Raw genomic sequence first — 16655 nt, forward strand, 5'->3', positions numbered from 1 at the left:
GTTCCTCCTATGCCCGGCTGGCGCTGGCCATGGCCAGGCGCTTCTTCAGGCCCGCGTACATCTGGGTCACCCTGCGGTCGGCGGCTTCGAGCACGCCGGGCATCACCGGCTGGCCGCCGCCGCACACGCAACCGCCGGGGCAGGCCATGAACTCGATGAAGTGCCACGGGGCCTTGCCCGCCTTCACCAGTTCGCACACGTCATGGAAGCGCTTGGCACCGTGCACCACGGCCACCTTCACGTCCACGCCGCCCACGTTCACCGTGGCTTCCTTCACGCCCTGCAACCCGCGCACGCCCTTGAAGTCCAGGCTTTCCGGCTTCTTGCCGGTGACGGCCTGGTAGGCGTAGCGCAGCGCCGCTTCCATGACGCCGCCGGTGACGCCGAACAGTGTCGCGCCGCCGGTGGATTCGCCCATCAGGGTGTCGCGCTTGCCGTCGGGCAGCTTGGTGAAGTCGATCTTGGCCTTCTTGATCATGTACGCCAGTTCGCGGGTGTCGATGGTGGCGTCGATGTCCTTGTGACCGCTGTCCCACAGCTGCGGGCGCATGCCTTCGTACTTCTTGGCGGTGCACGGCATGATGGACACGGTGTACACCTTGGCCCGGTCGTACTTCATGCGGTCCGCGCCGTAGGTCTTGGCCAGCGTGCCCAGCATGCCGATGGGCGACTTGCACGATGACATGTGCGGGAACAGCTCCGGGTACAGCGATTCCACGTACTTGTGCCAGCCGGGGCAGCACGAGGTGAACTGGGGCAGCGGCTTGTCCAGTTTCTTGGTCAGGCGCTGCACGAATTCGGTGCCTTCTTCCCAGATGGTCACGTCGGCGGTGAATTCATTGTCCCAGCAGTGGTCGAAGCCCAGTTCCTTGAGCGCCGAGAACATCTTGCCGGTGGTCACGGTGCCCACGGGCAGGCCGAAGGCGTCGCCCAGGGCGTAGCGCACGGCGGGCGCGGGCATGGCGATGACCTTGACGTCCTTGGCCTTGATCTGCTTCTCGATCTCGGTCACCCATGACTGCGCTTCGTAGATGGCGCCCACGGGGCAGTGGGTCAGACACTGGCCGCAGTTGACGCACAGTTCCTCGTGGGGGATCTTGTGCGCGTCGCCCGTGTCGCCGAAGATGGCGCCCGTGGGGCAGTACTGCTGGCAGGTGTCGCACCCGATGCACTTCGACTCATCGATCTGGATGAAGAAGAGCTTGTCGGGATCGGCCTTGGGGTCTGGAGCGTGATCTTCGTAGAAGATCTTCTCCATTTCGATACGGCTCATCTGCACGTCTCCTGTGGTTGAAGGTTGCGATCACGTCGTTGGCACCCGCGACGCCGTCCGAACACCTCCTTGTCCCGCGCCGCCTTGTGCCGGTCCGACACCGCCCGCCGCCACCGGAGTGGCGTCAGGCGCCCTTCGCCGCCGCGCGGAAGGCGTCCAGCGCCGCCGGGAAGGGTCCCAGCGCGCGGGGCAGTACCCCTTGCGTCAGCGAAATGGCCAGCCCGTAGTTGGTCATGGGCACCCCCGCCCGCCGCGCCGCGCGCAGCCGGGCCAGCATGTTGCCCCGGTTGATGACGCAGCCGCCGCAATGCACCACCAGCGCATAGGCGGCCATGTCCTCGGAAAGCTCCTTGCCCGCCGCGACGTCGATTTCGATGTCTCCGCCCGCGTACTGGCGCAGCCAGCGGGGAATCTTCACCCGGCCTATGTCGTCGGCCAGGGGGTGGTGGGTGCAGGCCTCGGCTATCAGCACCCGGTCGCCGGGCCCCAGCTGTTCGATGGCCGCCGCGCCACGCGCCAGTTCCACCAGGTCGCCCTTCAGCCGGGCCATCAGGATGGAAAAGGTGGTCAGGGGCACGCCGGGGGGGGTATCCGCCGCCGCCTTCAGCACCACCTGCGAGTCGCACACCACAAGGTCCGGCGGCGCGGAAAGGCGCTCCAGCGCGGCGCGCAGTTCGCGTTCCTTGACCACCAGGCACATCTGGTCGCCGTCCAGCAGGTCGCGGATGGCCTGCACCTGCGGCAGGATCAGCCGCCCCTTTGGCGCGCCGAGGTCGATGGGAACCACCAGCACCACAAGGCCCCCCGGCGGCACCAGATCGGACAGCATGTGCGGCTGGGCGATGGCGTGTTCCGGGGCCAGCATGGCGATGCGCTCGCGCACGGCGTCCAGCCCCTGCCCCAGCAGGGCCGAGGCCGCCACCACGGCAATGCCGCGCCGGGCCAGCGCATCACGCACGGTCACGGGCAACTGGCCGCCGGGCGTGCCGTCCGCAAGGTCCGCCTTGTTGGCCACCACCAAGTACGGCAGCTTGCGCGCGGCGAATGCCGCCTCCAGCGCCTCCTCGTCGCGGCCCCACGCCCCGTCGGTGACCAGCAGGGCCACGTCGGTGCGGTCCAGCGCCCGTTCCGAGCGTTCGCGGCGCAGCGCGCCCAGCGCGCCCTCGTCGTCGATGCCCGCCGTGTCGATGAACACCACCGGGCCCACCGGGTCCAGTTCCAGCGTCTTTTCCACGGGGTCGGTGGTGGTGCCCGGCGTGTCCGAAACGATGGACGCGCCCTGCCCCACCAGCCCGTTCAGCAGCGACGACTTGCCGACGTTGCGGCGTCCGTAGATGCCGATGTGCAGCCGCAGCCCCCTGGGGGTATCCTGCATGCCCTTGCTCCTTGCGCCGGTGCGGGCACGCGCCCGGCCCGGCGGATGGTGTCCAGCGCGTCGTCCATGTCCACGCGCCGCTTGTGGTCGTAGATGTGGTAGTCCGCCCGGCGGGCGGCGGGGGTAAAGCCCGGCATCAACACGTTGCCGCCCGCGCGCAGCCCGGCCAGTTGCCCGTCTGCCGGGTCCAGGGTGGCCAGGGCGGTGGTTGCGGGCAGGTTCAGGCCGGGCCGGGCGATGCGCAAGGCGGCCATGCAGCGCAGGGTCAGTTCCACCGGGCCGTGCGCCGTCCCCGCCAAAGGGGTTGCACTGTTGGGCACGAAGGGACCGGCCCCGCACATGTCCGCCGCCAGCTCGCACACCAGCAGCACGTCGTCGGCCAGCGATTCGGGCCGCTGCCCCGGCACCCCTACGATGAACCCGCTGCCCACCTCGTAGCCTGCGTCGCGCAGGCGGCGCAGGGCCGCAAGCCGCTGGGCCAACGTCTTGCCGGGATGCAGGCGGGCATACAGGGCGGCATCCGCCGTCTCGTGCTTCATCAGAAAGCGGTCCGCCCCGGCGGAACGCCACAGGGCATAGTCCCGCGCCGGGCGTTCGCCCACGCTCAAGGTGACGGCAAGGCCCAGCCGGGACTTCACCGCTTCCACCATGTCGGCAAGGTCGCGCGGGGGCATGCCGTAATCGTCGCCCGATTGCAGCACCACGGTGTCTGCTCCGGCTGCGGCAGCCTCGCCCGCCGCAGCCAGCACCTCCGGCAGGGTCAGCCGGTAGCGACGCGCCTGCGCGTTGTCGCGGCGCAGCCCGCAATATACGCAGTTGCGGATGCAATGATTGGAAAATTCCACGATGCCGCGCACGTGCACCACGTCGCCCTTGGCCTCGCGGCGCACCGCATCGGCGCGGGCCGCAAGCTGGTCGAAGGGTGTTGCGAACAGCAGGCCGAGTATCTCGTCGCGATGCATCATGGCCGCCCCCGGCCCTTGTCGCGGCCGTTTCCGGGGATGCCGGAAGGCGTCGCCCGGCCTTCTCCCGGGTCTCTTGGCCTTCCCAGGCGGGCCATGGCCTCCGGCGACAGCAGCGCGTCCAGCGCGGCCTCGTCCAGCAGGCCGGTGTACCGCGCCGCCTCGCGCAGGCCGCAGTCCCTCTCGCGCATGACGCCCACCAGCCGGGTGGCCCCTTCGTAGCCCAGCACCGGCACCAGCGCGGTCACCGTGCCCCACGAATCGTCCACGTGGCGCGCGCAGGCCGCCGCGTCCGCCCGCATGCCTTCCACGCAGCGGGTGCGGAACATGACGCAGGCGCGGGTGAGAATGGAAATGGTGTCCAGCAGCGCATCGGCCACCAGCGGCAGGAAGGCGTTCAGCTCCAGTTGCCCGGCCTGCGCGGCCATGGTCAGCGCCGCGTCGTTGCCCAGCGCGCGCATGGCCGCCTGGGCCACCGCCTCGCAGATCACCGGGTTGACCTTGCCGGGCATCAGACTGGACCCGGCCTGCACGGCGGGCAGCGCCAGTTCGCCCAGGCCCCCGCGCGGACCGGAGGCCAGCAGCCGCAGGTCGGCGGAAATCTTCAGCAGGTTCACCGCATGCGCCTTCAGGATGCCGGAAACCTCCACGAACACGTCGGCGTTCTGGGTGGCGTCCACAAGGTTCTCCGCGCGGGCAAGGCCAAGGCCGGCCACCTCGCGCAGCCGCTCCACCACCAGAAAGATGTAGTCGCGCGGGGCGGTGACGCCCGTGCCCACCGCCGTGCCGCCCAGATTGACCACGCGCAGGCGCTCCTCGCACTTGAAGATGCGCCAGCGGTCGCGCGAAAGAGCTTCGGCCCAGGCGGAGCACTCCGCCCCCAGGGTCATGGGCACGGCGTCCTGCAACTGGGTGCGGCCCAGCTTGACCACCCCGGAGAAGTCGCGTTCACGGTCCTGAAAGGCGCGTTGCAGCGCGGCCACGGACCGCTCCAGTTCGCGCAGCCCGCGCATGGCCGCCACGCGCAGCGCCGTAGGAAAAACGTCGTTGGTGGACTGGTGCAGGTTGACGTGGTCCAGCGGGCGCACCAGCCGGTACGTGCCGCGCACGCCGCCCATGAATTCTTCCGCCCGGTTGGCCAGCACCTCGTTGACGTTCATGTTGGCAGAGGTGCCCGCCCCCCCTTGCAACGCATCGACCAGCACATGCGCGCCAAGATCGCCGTGCGTCATCTCGTCGCAGGCGGCGCACACGGCGTCGGCCACGCGCCGGTCAAGATAGCCAAGTTCGGCGTTGGCCCGCGCGCAGGATTTCTTGACCAGGGCAAGCGCCTCCACGAGTCCCGGGTGGAGGCGCCGCCCGGCAACGGCGAAGTTGTCCAGCGCCCGCAGGGTGTGGATGCCGTGGTAGGCATCCGCGGGCACTGGCAACTCGCCCAGCAGGTCGTGTTCCGCGCGGACGGGTGCGTTCGCCGCGCGGGCACACCCCCCGCAGGTATTCGAGGGCAGGTCGGCCATGGCGTGCGTGCCGCCCGTGCCGCCCGTGCCGCCTCTGCCGCCCATGCCGGGAGTCCCGACAGTGGACGGCAGGACGGCGGCCGCGTCCGTTACGGACGGCACGTCCACCGTGTCCTGCCCCGCATGGGCGACGGGTTCAGCAGAAGACATCCCTGCGCCCTTCCTGCACCTTGCCCAGCATGCGTTCGGCCACGCGGCGGGTGCGGTCGTCCATGCCGCCGAGTTCGGCGGCGATGACGCCCTGGCCCACCTCACGTTCCAGGGGGCTGCCGTAGTCGATGAGGTATTCCAGGAAGGTGGACAGCGCGTTGGGGGCGCACTTTTCCTTGATCAGGCCGGGCTTGGCGAGATCCATGAAGTCCTGCCCGGTGCGGCCCAGCCGGTAGCAGGCGGTACAGAACGAGGGGATGTAGCCCATGCGCCCGATGTCGGCCACGACCTCGGACAGACTGCGGTGGTCGCCGAGCTGGAACTGGCTGGATTCGAACTTTTCGGCTTCCGTATAGCCGCCGGGGTTGGTGCGGCTGCCCGCCGATATCTGCGACACGCCAAGGGCCAGGGTGGAGTGACGCACCTCGGCATTCTCGCGCGTGGACATGATCAGGCCGGTATAGGGCACGGCCAGCCGCAGGATGGCCACCAGCTTGCGGAACTCGTCGTCCGTCACGGCCTGCGGCGGACAGCTGGCCATCTCGGAACCCACGGCGGGCTCGATGCGCGGCACGCTGATGGTGTGGCAGCCCACGCCGAAACGATCTTCCAGATGCCGGATGTGGCTCATCAGCGCCAGGGTGTCGAACCGCCAGTCGGCCAGCCCGTACAGCACGCCCAGGCCCACGTCGTCGATGCCCGCGCGCATGGCCCGGTCCATGGCCGAGGCGCGCCAGTCGAAGTCGCGCTTCAGGCCGCCCACGTGCACGCGGGTGTAGGTGGGCCGGTGGTAGGTTTCCTGGAACAGTTGGTAGGTGCCGATGCCGCGCTCCTTCAGGCGGGTAAAGTCTTCCACCGTCAGCGGGGCCACATTGACGTTGATGCGCCGGATCTCGCCGCTTTCCTCGTGCACCGAGTACACGGCGTCAATGGCCTTCAACACGTACTCGAAGCCCTCGCCGGGGTAAGATTCGCCCGCCACCAGCAGCACCCGCTTGTGGCCTTGGCGCACCAGCACGCGGGTTTCCGCGGCCACCTCGTCCATGGACAGGGCGCGGCGGTCCAGTTCCTTGTTGGTGGCGCGGAACGCACAATACAGACATTCATTGGCGCAAAGGTTGGAGATGTACAGCGGCGCGAACATGACCAGCCGGTTGCCGTAGATTTCTTCCTTGACCCGGCGGGCGGTATCGAACAGTTCATCGACGAGGCCCGGGCTTTTCACGTGCATCAGCGCGGCCACGTCTTCGTGGTCCAGCCCTTCCAGTTCGCGGGCCTTGGCCAGCACTTCGCGTATCTTGCCCGCATCTTCTGCGGTGTTGCGGGCCAGCGTGTCCGCGATGAAGCCGTCGTCAAGCCACGAAACGTCCCTGTCGGCATCCGTTGCCTTGCCCATGGTCCTGCTCCTTCCACGGTATGGCGGCGCGGCTCATGCCGCGTCGGTAAGCAGAAGCGTCTTGATGCGCACGCCGGGGATGGCCCCCAGCCTGCCCGTCATCGCCCCCAGTTCGTCGGTGGTGCCGTCCACGATCAGCGAAATGACGCCCACTCCGCGCTCGCGGTACGGCACCCCCATGCGTCCGATGACCAGAGAACCGAACTCGCTGATCACGGCATTGACCTTGTCCGCGCAGGCCTCGCGGTTGCTGACCAGCAGCGCCACCACGCCCACGCGCTTGCACTGTCCGTTTGCTTGCATCCCCGACCTGCCTCCCCGACTTCGCCGGTCTCGCCATCCACCCGCCAGCCGTATGGCATGGGTCGGGATGCGGCGCACGACGCACCGGATGGCGTCCACTCGCCACGCGGGTTGCCCTACACTCGGCAGTCTCGCCACATTCGCGAGCCTGCACGCGAAGTCGCCATTTCCGCCGCACGGCACCGTGCGCCGCACTTCACGACCTGCGTGTTATGTTTTTTATTGCGATTACTCTCATGTGTTACTCGTGTCAATTTCGTGCTACATATTTATTGCACACCACCAATCCTGAAAATAGATTTCATCAATGGCAATGCCCCAGATTGTTCCACCAAACAATACAAGCCGCCTTGGCAATGCTGCATCCTACACCCGACGCCACTGGCCCATGACGCACACGTTGTCCCCCCCTGCACACCAGCTTGTCGCCACCTTGCCCCCGGCATGCCGGGGAACACCCCAGCCATGGGGATTGCAACCTCAAGCTTTTCGTGTTTGCGCCGATAGGACGTGCAACGAAGCATACCCAGGACGCGCCCGGCCATGTTCGGCCACCGCGCGCCACGGCATGCGGCGCGCGGCCCGATGCCGTGCGCAGACCATCGGAGGCGACCCATGTCCCGTGAATCCCGCGTACCCCGCGAGCCACATATTCCGCAGAAGGCCCCGGGCAAGGGGCAGGGCAAAACGGTGCGCGCGGGCGTTGCGGCGCTGGCGCGCACGGGTCCCGTCCTCACCGGGCTGATCCTGACCGGGCTTGCCCTGGCCGCCCAGCCCCTGCTGCCCCCCGGCGGCACGCCTGCCGGGGCGGAAATGCGCCAGTCGCAGGCCGCCCCGCCGCAGCCCGCGTCCATGGCGCCGCAACCGCCGCGCCTTGGCGCGGACCCCGGCGCGCCGCTGGTGGCCAAGGAATCGGGCGAGGCCAACGTGAACGGGCAGACCATGCCCCTCTCCACGGTGGTCACCCACGACAACGGCTTCATGGTGCCCGACAACCAGGGCGGCATGTTCTGGAGCAAGGGCGTGCCGCGCCCCCAGGCGGACCCCAACTACATGGAGGCCCGCGAGCTGAAGCTGAAGGTGCGCGAACTGGTGGACCAACTGCTGGCCACGGTGCCCAACGACGCGCTGATGGGCTACATCGCCCTGCCCACATCGTTCGTGAACCAGGACGACTTCGACGAATCGTCGTCGCTGGGGCGGTACATTGCCGAGCAGCTGTTCTACGAATTCAACCAGCGCGGCTTTCCGGTGCGCGAATACCGCCTGCCCGGCACCCTGCGCCCGCGCGAGGGCGAAGGCGAATTCCTGCTCTCGCGCAACGTCGGCGTGCTGCCCGCGCGCGAAGGGTGGGCCGTGTTCGTGGCGGGCACCTATTACCGCGACAAGTACAGCGTGTTCATCAACGCCCGGCTGATCCGCGCGGCGGACGGCCTGGTGCTGCGCACGGCGGAACTGGTCATGCCCGCCAACGGCCTGTTGGGCCGCATGCTGGCCAATACCGGTCGCAAGCTGATGGGCGGCTCCATGAACATCGGCGATTTCGACCGGACCACCCGGAAATAGCCGCGAGGACCCAGACCATGCGCACCCCCGCCATTCTTCTGCTGCTGGCCTGCCTTGCCCTGCCCGCCCTTGCGGGGTGCGGCAAGCAGGTGGCCTCCGTCCCCGAAAGCGACGAGGCGCTGCACAACTGGCACCAGGGCCGCACCTACCAGGCCCAGGGCCGCTATGAACTGGCCCGCGAACACTACCTGCTGGCCCTGGCCGCCGCGCGCTCCGACGACGTGCGCGACGTGCTGGCCCGCGAAGTGGACGTGGTGGACCGCCAGATAAAGACGCTGCGCTGACGCGGCGATTTCGGGAGAACCCCATGAAACGCATACTCGCCCTGCTCGTGCTGACCATAGGCCTGCTGCTGCCCCTGGCGGCGGCCGCCGCCAGCGTGCCCGAGGCCGCCGACGCCATGGCCTCGGCCATGGACGCACAGATGGCCCGCAAACTGGGGCAGGACGCCCCGCCCGCCAAGGGCATCAGCATCATGGTCACCACCCCGGTGGACCTTGGCGACCTGGAAGGGGCCAACCCGCTGTCCCGCCAGATGGCGGAGGAAATGGCCCGCTGGTTCGTGCAGTCGGGCTACCGGGTGCAGGAAATCCGCAAGGGGCGCACCATCCTGTTCCAGCCGGAGACGGGCGAACTGCTGCTGACCCGCAAGGCGGAACTGCTGGGCACCCAGAACGTTTCCAGCGTGGCCATTCTGGCGGGCACCTACACCATCACGCCGAAGTCGGTGCGCTTCAACATGCGGCTCATCCACACCCCCACCAACGAGGTGCTGGCCATGGGCACGGCCACGGTGCCGGTTTCCGAGGAACTGCGCCCGCTACTGGTGGACGCCTCGCGCAACCGGACCATCCAGCCCAGCGTGGGCACCAGCCTGCGCTGACCCCCTCCCAAGATTCCGACGCCCCGCCCCTCGCGCCAGGGGGGCCAGGGCCCGGGCACCACGCCCAGGATACGGACCGCCCCGTCCTGCCGTTCAGGACGGGGCGGCACCTATTTTGGCGTACAGGAATTTCCCCCTTTCCTGCGTCACCCCGCAAACAAAGAACCCCCGTCGCGTTTCCGCAACGGGGGTTCACCGGACCAATCAAAAAATTTGGGGGGGAGGGGTCCGGGGAGGGAGACCCTTTTCAAAGGGTCCCCTCCCCGTCACTCTCACATTCATTTTGTCTAGTGCGCGGTGGATACGGGCGGGGTCACGTCGCAGCCAGCGCCTTCGCGCAGGGTGCGGAACAGCGGCAGGCCTTCGTCGGCGCGGCCGGAGAAGATGGCTTCGGCCTCGCTTTCCAGGGCCAGGGGCAGCACTTCGTCCACGTGGTCCACGAAGGTGATGGTGAGGTCCTTCAGGATTTCGTCGGGAACGTCCTTGAGGTCCTTTTTGTTGTCGCGCGGCACGAGCACCTTGGTGATCAGGCCCCGGTGGGCGGCCAGCAGCTTCTCGCGCAGGCCGCCGATGGGCAGCACGCGGCCTCGCAGGGTGATCTCGCCGGTCATGGCCACGTCGTTGCGCACGGGCACGCCCAGCAGCGCCGAGACCAGCGAAGTGGCCAGGGTGATGCCGGCCGAGGGGCCATCCTTGGGGGTGGCCCCTTCGGGCACGTGCACGTGGATGTCGATGTCCTTGTGGAAGTCGCTGCGCAGGCCGAACATGTTGGACCGCGAACGTACGTAGGACAGGGCGGCCTTGGCCGATTCGGTCATGACCTCGCCGAGCTTGCCGGTGATGACCACCTTGCCCGTGCCGGGCATGAGGGCGGTTTCCACCATCAGCAGTTCGCCGCCAAGCTCGGTCCAGGCAAGGCCGGTGGTCACGCCCACCTGCGGGTTGGCCTCGCGCTCGCCGTAGCGGAACTTCTTCACGCCCAGGAACTGGGGCAGGTTCTGCCGGGTGACGGTGACCGTCTTGTCCAGATCGTCGGCCTCGACGATCTGCATGGCCACCTTGCGGCACACCCCGGCCAGTTCGCGCTCGAGGTTACGCACCCCCGCCTCGCGGGTGTAGGTGCGGATCATCTCCAGCACGGCGTTGTCCGACATCTTCACGTTCTCGGGCTTGATGCCGTGCGCCTCGATCTGCTTGGGCAGCAGGAATTCGCGCGCGATGCGGCGCTTCTCCGTCTCGAGGTAGCCGGGCAGCCGGATGATCTCCATGCGGTCCTGCAACGGCAGCGGGATGGAGTGCAGGCTGTTGGCCGTGGTGATGAAGAACACCTGCGACAGGTCGTAGTCCATGTCCAGGTAGTGGTCGTTGAAGGTGTTGTTCTGCTCGGGGTCCAGCACTTCCAGCAGGGCGGCGGAAGGGTCGCCCCGGAAGTCCATGCTCATCTTGTCGATTTCGTCCAGGCAGAACAGCGGGTTGTTGAACTTCACCCGTTTCAGCGACTGGATGATCTTGCCGGGCAGCGCGCCCACGTAGGTACGCCGATGGCCGCGGATTTCGGCCTCGTCGCGCACGCCGCCAAGGGAAAGGCGCACGAACTCGCGGCCGGTGGCCTTGGCCACGGACTTGGCCAGCGAGGTCTTGCCCACGCCGGGGGGGCCGACCAGGCACAGGATGGGGCCCTTCAGGCGGTTCACCAGCTTCTGGACGGCCAGATACTCTAGGATGCGCTCCTTGGGCTTTTCCAGGCCGTAGTGGTCGGCGTCGAGAACCGTGCGGGCCTTCTCGATGTCGATCTCGGTTTCCTTCAGGGTGTTCCACGGCAGGTCGAGAATCCAGTCCACGTAGTTGCGCACCACGGTGTACTCGGCGGACGAGGGCGGCATCTGGCGCAGCTTCTTCATCTCGCGCAGGGCCTTCTCGCGCGCCTCGTCGGGCATGTTCTTCTCGGCCAGGCGCTGTTCAAGCTCGTTGACCTCGGCCTGCGGGTCTTCCTCGCGGCCCATCTCCTTGTGGATGGCCTTGATCTGCTCGTTCAGGTAGTACTCGCGCTGGTTGCGCTCCATCTGGTTCTTGACGCGGTTCTTGATGCGCTTTTCCATGGACGAGATGGCGATCTCGCCCTGAAGCAGCTCGTACACCTTTTCAAGGCGCACAACCGGGTCTTCCAGTTCCAGCACTTCCTGCTTCTTGCGGTAGTCCACCTTCAGGTGGGGCATCACCGCGTCGGCCAGGCGGCCCGCCGTGTTGATGGCGGTGATGGCCAGCAGGGTTTCCTGCGCCAGCTTCTTGTTGATCTTGCTGTATTCCTCCAGCGCCTCTTGCGTCGCGCGCACGAGGGCCTCGGATTCCGCGGTCAGGGCGTCGGATTCGCGCAGGGGCAGGATGGAGGCGCGGGGAAAGTCGCCCTCGCCCTCTTCACCCAGCCCTTCCCAGCGGGCGCGATACAGCCCCTCGAACAGCACCTTGATGGTGCCGTCGGGCAGGCGCAGCAGTTGCAGTATCTTGCTGACGGTGCCGACCTCGAACAGGTCTTCGCCGCCGGGCTTCTCCACTTCGGGCTCGCGCTGGGCCACCAGGAATATCTTCTTGCCGTAATCGGAGATGGCGTTCTCGATGGCCCGGATGGACGCCTCGCGCCCCACGAACAGGGGCACGATGGAGCGCGGGAACATCACCACCTCGCGCAGCGACATCAGCGGCAGGTCCAGAACGGGACGGGCCTTTTCGCCATCAACGTCGAAATCGCTCATTCATTCCTCCAGAACGGCGGCGGGGCCGCCGGGTGCCCGCGCGCCGGAAGGGGGCGCGGGAGCCCCGCGTGCGAGACGGGGCACAATGCACACAAACTAGTGTCCCGATTCCCGTTGTCAACGCCAGCCAGGCAGCCCTGCGGGGCACCGGAAGGCACGGGGCGGCTGCGGGGGCCCCGGCGGGGCCGCGCCCGCAGGGTGCGCGGGACGAAACCATGCGGCGCGGCCCTTGCGGACCGCGCCGTTGCAGTGACTAGGAACCGGTCTTGGCTTCGGTGTGATAGATCATCACCGGTTCGCGGCTTTTCTCCACCACGGCACGGTTGATGACGCACTCCTTGATGTCCTGCTGCGAGGGCAGCTTGTACATGATGTCGAGCATCACCGATTCCATGACGTTGCGCAGGCCGCGCGCGCCGGTCTTGCGCTCGATGGCCTGGGTGGCGATGCTCTTGAGCGCGTTGGAGGTGAAGCGCAGGTTCACCTTGTCCAGCTCGAACAGCTTCTGGTACTGGCGCACCAGGGCGTTCTTGGGCTCGGTGAGGATGCGCACCAGGTCGTCCTCGCTCAGTTCCTCCACGTGGGTGACCACGGGGATGCGGCCCACGAATTCGGGAATCAGGCCGAACTTGACCAGATCGTTCGGATGCACCTGGCCCAGCAGTTCGCCGAAGGGCAGGTCCTTGCGGCTGGCCACCTTGGCACCGAAGCCCATGGCCCCGCCGCCAATGCGCTGCTCGATGAGCTTGTCGAGGCCGATGAACGCCCCGCCGAGGATGAACAGGATGTTCGAGGTGTCCATCCTGATGAATTCCTGCTGCGGGTGCTTGCGCCCGCCCTTGGGCGGGATGTTGGCCTCGGTGCCTTCGATGATCTTCAGCAGGGCCTGCTGCACCCCCTCGCCCGACACGTCGCGGGTGATGGAGGGGCCGTCGCCCTTGCGGGAGATCTTGTCGATTTCATCGATGTAGATGATGCCCTTGGACGCCGCCTCGATGTCGTAGTCGGCGTTCTGGAGCAGCTGGACGAGGATGTTCTCCACGTCTTCGCCCACGTAGCCGGCTTCGGTCAGGGTGGTGGCGTCGGCGATGGCGAAGGGCACCTTCAGCACGCGGGCCAAGGTTTTCGCCAGCAGGGTCTTGCCGCTGCCGGAGGGGCCGATGAGCAGGATGTTGCTCTTTTCCAGCTCCACCTCGCCGCCCAGGGCGTCGGCAAAGAAGACCCGCTTGTAGTGGTTGTGCACCGCCACGGACAGGATCTTCTTGGCCTGGTGCTGGCCGATCACGTATTCGTCGAGTTTGGCCTTGATCTCGGCGGGGGTCAGCAGCTTGCCGTCCTCCACCGTCTCGGTGATGTGCTCCTGCGCGATGATCTCGTTGCACAGCGAGACGCATTCGTCGCAGATGTAGACGCCGGGCCCGGCAATGAGGCGCTGCACGGCGTCCTGCCCCTTGCCGCAGAAGGAACAACGCAGCTCGCGTTCCGAGCCGCCCTTGGTATTGGCCATGATGTACCTACTTCGCTTTGTTCTGCGTGGCATCCCGCCGCGAGGTGAGGATGCTGTCGATGATGCCGTATTCCTTGGCCTCGGCGGGTCCCATGAAGTAATCACGCTCGGTGTCGTCGGCAACCCGTTCCACGGGCTGGCCGGTGTGGCGGGCCATGATGTCGTTCAGGTTGGCCTTCATGCGCAGCACTTCGCGGGCCTGGATGTCGATGTCGCTGGCCTGGCCGGAAAAGCCGCCCGAGGGCTGGTGGATCATGATGCGGCTGTTGGGCAGCGCGTGGCGCATGCCCGGCTCGCCAGCGGCGAGCAGCAGCGCGCCCATGCTGGCGGCCTGCCCAAGGCACAGGGTGGCCACGGGCGAGGTGATGTACTGCATGGTGTCGTAGATGGCCATGCCCGCCGTCACCGCGCCGCCCGGCGAGTTGATGTACAGGTAGATTTCCTTCTCGGGGTTTTCCGATTCGAGGAACAGCAGCTGCGCGCAGATGAGCGACGCTATCTGGTCGTCGATGGGGGTGCCGAGCAGGATGATGCGGTCTTTCAGCAGGCGCGAATAGATGTCGTAGGCGCGTTCGGAACGGCCCGAGGTCTCGATGACTATGGGAACTGGCATGTGCCTCTCCTGCGTGTGCGGCCGTGTGCGATGGTGATGCGCGCGGCGCCGGGGTGCCCCGGCCGGTGAAGGGTGCGCGTCCGCCGGTATTCCGGGGACTGCCGGGACTGCCGGGAAACGCGGCGGCATGATGGCCGCGCCCCCGGCGCGCCGTCCGTGCCGAGCCCTGAAAACAGGGCTCGTCGGACCGACGCGAAACTGACTCGTTGCCTGAAGGATAGCAGAAGACCGCCCCGCACCACAAGGCGCGCGTGGCGGACCGGCCGCTGGCCCTGCGTCGGCCCGATGCCGACTTGATGCTGGCCCGATGCTGTACCTATGCCGACCAGGCACCTAGCGGACCTGACGGGCCTGACGGAAAGGGCGGGCCTGGCGAACTTGGCGGACAGGACGGATACAACAGACCTGGCTACACAGGCCATGGCGGTTTTGGCCGCCCTTCCATCCGTCTTGTCGGCCGGAAGCCGTTTTCCTTTACGAAACAAGGGGCAGGGAAGGTGCGGGTGCACCCCCCCTGCCCCGAACATGCTCCAGGAACCGGGCGGCCCGGCCCCATGCGCAGTCGCGCGGGCAAACCTGCCGTTACTTGGCGGCGGGCTCCACCTCGGTCACGGCGGCCTTCTCGTAGATGGCGTCCATGGCCTTGTCGGCCAGCATGCGGTCGCGCAGCGAGAAGATCAGGTTGTTCTTGATGTAGTAGTCCTTCAGGGCGTTGTAGTCCTGGCCGGAACGCGCGGCGATCTGCTGGATCTGGGCGTCGATCTCCTGCTCGGTCACTTCCACGCCTTCCTTGCGGGCGGCGCGCAGCAGGAATATCTGGGTGCGGGTCACCTGCTCGGCTTCGGGGCGCACTTCGGCGCGCAGCTCCTCGGGCTTCTTGCCCAAGGATTCCACGCTCTTGCCCTGACGTTCCAGCTTGGTGCGCATGTCGTCCAGCAGGTGGCCGACGTACATGTCCACCATGGATTCGGGCAGGGGAAAGTCCACCATCTTCAGCAGCTTGTCCAGCATGGTCTTCTGGGCGGTGGCCTTCACCAGCTGGGTGCGGCTCTGCATGTAGGAAGAGGTGACCGCCTCGCGCATCTTGTCCATGGACTCGAAGCCCCCGGCCTTCTGGGCCAGGTCGTCGTTGGCCTCGGGCAGGCGGCGTTCCTTGACGGCATGCACCTTGACCTTCACGGTCAGGCTCTTGCCCGCGAAATCGGGGTTGATGAAGTCGGCCGGGAAGTTCAGGGGGCCTTCGCCCTCTTCGCCGGGGGACAGGGTCTTCACCAGGTTCTCGAAGTCTTCCAGGGCCTGGCGGTCGCCAAGGTTCATCTGGAAGTTCTCGGCGCTGATGCCTTCCACCGGCTGACCGTTCTCGAACGCGGCGAAGTCCAACACCACCACGTCGCCGTCCTTGCCGGGGCGCGCTTCGGCCACGGGCACCAGTTCGGCCATGTTGGTGCGGATGCGGGTGATGACCTCGTCCACTTCCTTCTCATCCACCACGGCCTTTTCCTGCTCCACGGCGAAACCGTCGTAGTCGGGCAGGTCGAACTCGGGCAGCACCTCAAAGGAGATGTTGTACTCGAAGGGGGTGCCGCGCTCCAACTGCCCGCCATCGAAGTCGATGCGCGAGATGGGGTTGGCGTCGAGGGCGGTCATCACTTCGTTGATATGCACGTTCACGAGGTCCTGGGTGGCCTCGTTGTAGATTTCCTTGCGGAAGCGGCTTTCGACCAGGTTCGCGGGCACCTTGCCCTTGCGGAACCCGTCGAGGGACATGTTGGTGCGGTACATGGCGATGGCGGCGGACAGGGCGGCCTCCACCTCTTCGACCGGCACCGTGATGTTGACCTTTTTCTTGACCGGGGAAAGATCTTCGACGGTATATTCCATGGTGCAACGCTCCTTGTGAATGTCTGTTCGTGGCCGGGCCGCGCCCCGCGCGAAGGCGCGGCGGCGCTGGTGCCGGGGGCGGGGATTGAACCCGCATGGTGTGAACCACTGGCTTCTAAGACCAGCGCGTATACCAGTTCCGCCACCCCGGCAGTGCGACGGCGCAATCCGAGGCCGCGACGCCCGGCAGAATGCCCCCGAAGTGGCTGTGCACAGGCACGGGGCGGTCCGGCGGCGGTTCGGTGACGCTTCGGAAAGCCCGCTCCTTTACCATTTGTGACACCGGAGCGCAAGCCCGCGCCCCTGTGCAAGCCGCGTCCCGGCCGGATGCGCGCGGGACACTCCGTGCGCTGACGGGCTCGCCCGCGCGGCTGCCCGTAATGCCCGGAACAACGGCAGCGCGTGGGTCTTCCGCCTTTCCTGCCAGCACGCCCCTGCCCTTGCTCCGTCCCCCCGCCGCCGCATCAGAAAGATGGCAT

12 protein-coding genes, 1 tRNA gene and 1 pseudogene are annotated in these 16655 nt (G+C 67.2%); 3 read left to right on the forward strand and 11 right to left on the reverse strand.

Annotated elements, in window-relative coordinates; all coding sequences use genetic code 11:
* Nucleotides 1-7: 7 nt before the first annotated feature.
* The 6 genes from RVX_RS09750 to RVX_RS09775 form a co-directional block, all read right to left on the reverse strand.
* Entirely contained in the window at nt 8-1273 is a 1266-nt protein-coding gene (locus RVX_RS09750) for a [FeFe] hydrogenase, group A (RefSeq protein ID WP_116305720.1), read from the reverse strand.
* Between the two features lie 124 nt (nt 1274-1397).
* Nucleotides 1398-2648, reverse strand: coding sequence for a [FeFe] hydrogenase H-cluster maturation GTPase HydF (gene hydF / locus RVX_RS09755; RefSeq protein WP_116305721.1), 1251 nt, complete (start codon nt 2646-2648; stop codon nt 1398-1400).
* On the reverse strand, nt 2570-3610 hold the full coding sequence (hydE, locus tag RVX_RS09760; protein ID WP_116306517.1) for a [FeFe] hydrogenase H-cluster radical SAM maturase HydE: 1041 nt from the start codon (nt 3608-3610) through the stop codon (nt 2570-2572). The genes hydF and hydE overlap by 79 nt, the downstream gene beginning before the upstream one ends.
* The gene (locus tag RVX_RS09765; RefSeq protein WP_230404531.1) at nt 3610-5277 is read right to left on the reverse strand and encodes an aspartate ammonia-lyase; all 1668 of its coding nucleotides are present in this window, start codon (nt 5275-5277) and stop codon (nt 3610-3612) included. The genes hydE and RVX_RS09765 overlap by 1 nt, the downstream gene beginning before the upstream one ends.
* The gene (gene hydG / locus RVX_RS09770; RefSeq protein WP_116305722.1) at nt 5264-6673 is read right to left on the reverse strand and encodes a [FeFe] hydrogenase H-cluster radical SAM maturase HydG; all 1410 of its coding nucleotides are present in this window, start codon (nt 6671-6673) and stop codon (nt 5264-5266) included. The genes RVX_RS09765 and hydG overlap by 14 nt, the downstream gene beginning before the upstream one ends.
* A gap of 33 nt (nt 6674-6706) precedes the next feature.
* Nucleotides 6707-6976, reverse strand: coding sequence for a TM1266 family iron-only hydrogenase system putative regulator (locus tag RVX_RS09775; RefSeq protein WP_035064003.1), 270 nt, complete (start codon nt 6974-6976; stop codon nt 6707-6709).
* A 615-nt stretch (nt 6977-7591) separates the two neighbouring features.
* Here RVX_RS09775 and RVX_RS09780 point away from each other — a divergent pair.
* Genes RVX_RS09780 through RVX_RS09790 form a run of 3 tightly spaced genes read left to right on the forward strand, consistent with a single transcriptional unit; the run spans nt 7592 to nt 9425 of the window.
* Nucleotides 7592-8542 (forward strand): FlgO family outer membrane protein, encoded by a 951-nt coding sequence (locus RVX_RS09780; RefSeq protein ID WP_116305723.1) that lies wholly within the window; start codon nt 7592-7594, stop codon nt 8540-8542.
* Between the two features lie 17 nt (nt 8543-8559).
* Nucleotides 8560-8826, forward strand: coding sequence for a hypothetical protein (locus RVX_RS09785; protein WP_116305724.1), 267 nt, complete (start codon nt 8560-8562; stop codon nt 8824-8826).
* Between the two features lie 23 nt (nt 8827-8849).
* Nucleotides 8850-9425, forward strand: coding sequence for a FlgO family outer membrane protein (locus RVX_RS09790; RefSeq protein WP_116305725.1), 576 nt, complete (start codon nt 8850-8852; stop codon nt 9423-9425).
* 287 nt (nt 9426-9712) lie between these two features.
* On the opposite strand, the gene lon is transcribed toward RVX_RS09790, so the two are convergent.
* The 5 genes and pseudogenes from lon to RVX_RS09815 form a co-directional block, all read right to left on the reverse strand.
* Entirely contained in the window at nt 9713-12175 is a 2463-nt protein-coding gene (lon, locus tag RVX_RS09795; protein ID WP_007521085.1) for an endopeptidase La, read from the reverse strand.
* 253 nt (nt 12176-12428) lie between these two features.
* On the reverse strand, nt 12429-13682 hold the full coding sequence (gene clpX / locus RVX_RS09800) for an ATP-dependent Clp protease ATP-binding subunit ClpX (RefSeq protein WP_116305726.1): 1254 nt from the start codon (nt 13680-13682) through the stop codon (nt 12429-12431).
* Between the two features lie 7 nt (nt 13683-13689).
* A pseudogene (gene clpP / locus RVX_RS09805) lies at nt 13690-14298 on the reverse strand (ATP-dependent Clp endopeptidase proteolytic subunit ClpP); the annotation flags it as partial.
* 579 nt (nt 14299-14877) lie between these two features.
* Nucleotides 14878-16176 (reverse strand): trigger factor, encoded by a 1299-nt coding sequence (gene tig, locus RVX_RS09810; RefSeq protein ID WP_116305727.1) that lies wholly within the window; start codon nt 16174-16176, stop codon nt 14878-14880.
* A gap of 67 nt (nt 16177-16243) precedes the next feature.
* Nucleotides 16244-16328 (reverse strand) — tRNA-Leu (locus RVX_RS09815).
* Nucleotides 16329-16655: the final 327 nt, after the last annotated feature.

The organism is Nitratidesulfovibrio sp. HK-II, from assembly GCF_003402415.2.
Taxonomy (GTDB): Bacteria; Desulfobacterota; Desulfovibrionia; order Desulfovibrionales; family Desulfovibrionaceae; genus Cupidesulfovibrio.

Excerpts from the sequence above, each read along its gene's own strand:
- hydF (WP_116305721.1), bottom strand. The coding sequence starts at position 2,648 with ATGCAGGATACCCCCAGGGGGCTGCGGCTGCACATCGGCATCTACGGA.
- RVX_RS09785 (WP_116305724.1), top strand. The coding sequence starts at position 8,560 with ATGCGCACCCCCGCCATTCTTCTGCTGCTGGCCTGCCTTGCCCTGCCC.
- RVX_RS09790 (WP_116305725.1), top strand. The coding sequence starts at position 8,850 with ATGAAACGCATACTCGCCCTGCTCGTGCTGACCATAGGCCTGCTGCTG.
- RVX_RS09775 (WP_035064003.1), bottom strand. The coding sequence starts at position 6,976 with ATGCAAGCAAACGGACAGTGCAAGCGCGTGGGCGTGGTGGCGCTGCTG.
- RVX_RS09765 (WP_230404531.1), bottom strand. The coding sequence starts at position 5,277 with ATGTCTTCTGCTGAACCCGTCGCCCATGCGGGGCAGGACACGGTGGAC.
- lon (WP_007521085.1), bottom strand. The coding sequence starts at position 12,175 with ATGAGCGATTTCGACGTTGATGGCGAAAAGGCCCGTCCCGTTCTGGAC.
- hydG (WP_116305722.1), bottom strand. The coding sequence starts at position 6,673 with ATGGGCAAGGCAACGGATGCCGACAGGGACGTTTCGTGGCTTGACGAC.
- clpX (WP_116305726.1), bottom strand. The coding sequence starts at position 13,682 with ATGGCCAATACCAAGGGCGGCTCGGAACGCGAGCTGCGTTGTTCCTTC.
- tig (WP_116305727.1), bottom strand. The coding sequence starts at position 16,176 with ATGGAATATACCGTCGAAGATCTTTCCCCGGTCAAGAAAAAGGTCAAC.
- RVX_RS09780 (WP_116305723.1), top strand. The coding sequence starts at position 7,592 with ATGTCCCGTGAATCCCGCGTACCCCGCGAGCCACATATTCCGCAGAAG.
- RVX_RS09750 (WP_116305720.1), bottom strand. The coding sequence starts at position 1,273 with ATGAGCCGTATCGAAATGGAGAAGATCTTCTACGAAGATCACGCTCCA.
- hydE (WP_116306517.1), bottom strand. The coding sequence starts at position 3,610 with ATGCATCGCGACGAGATACTCGGCCTGCTGTTCGCAACACCCTTCGAC.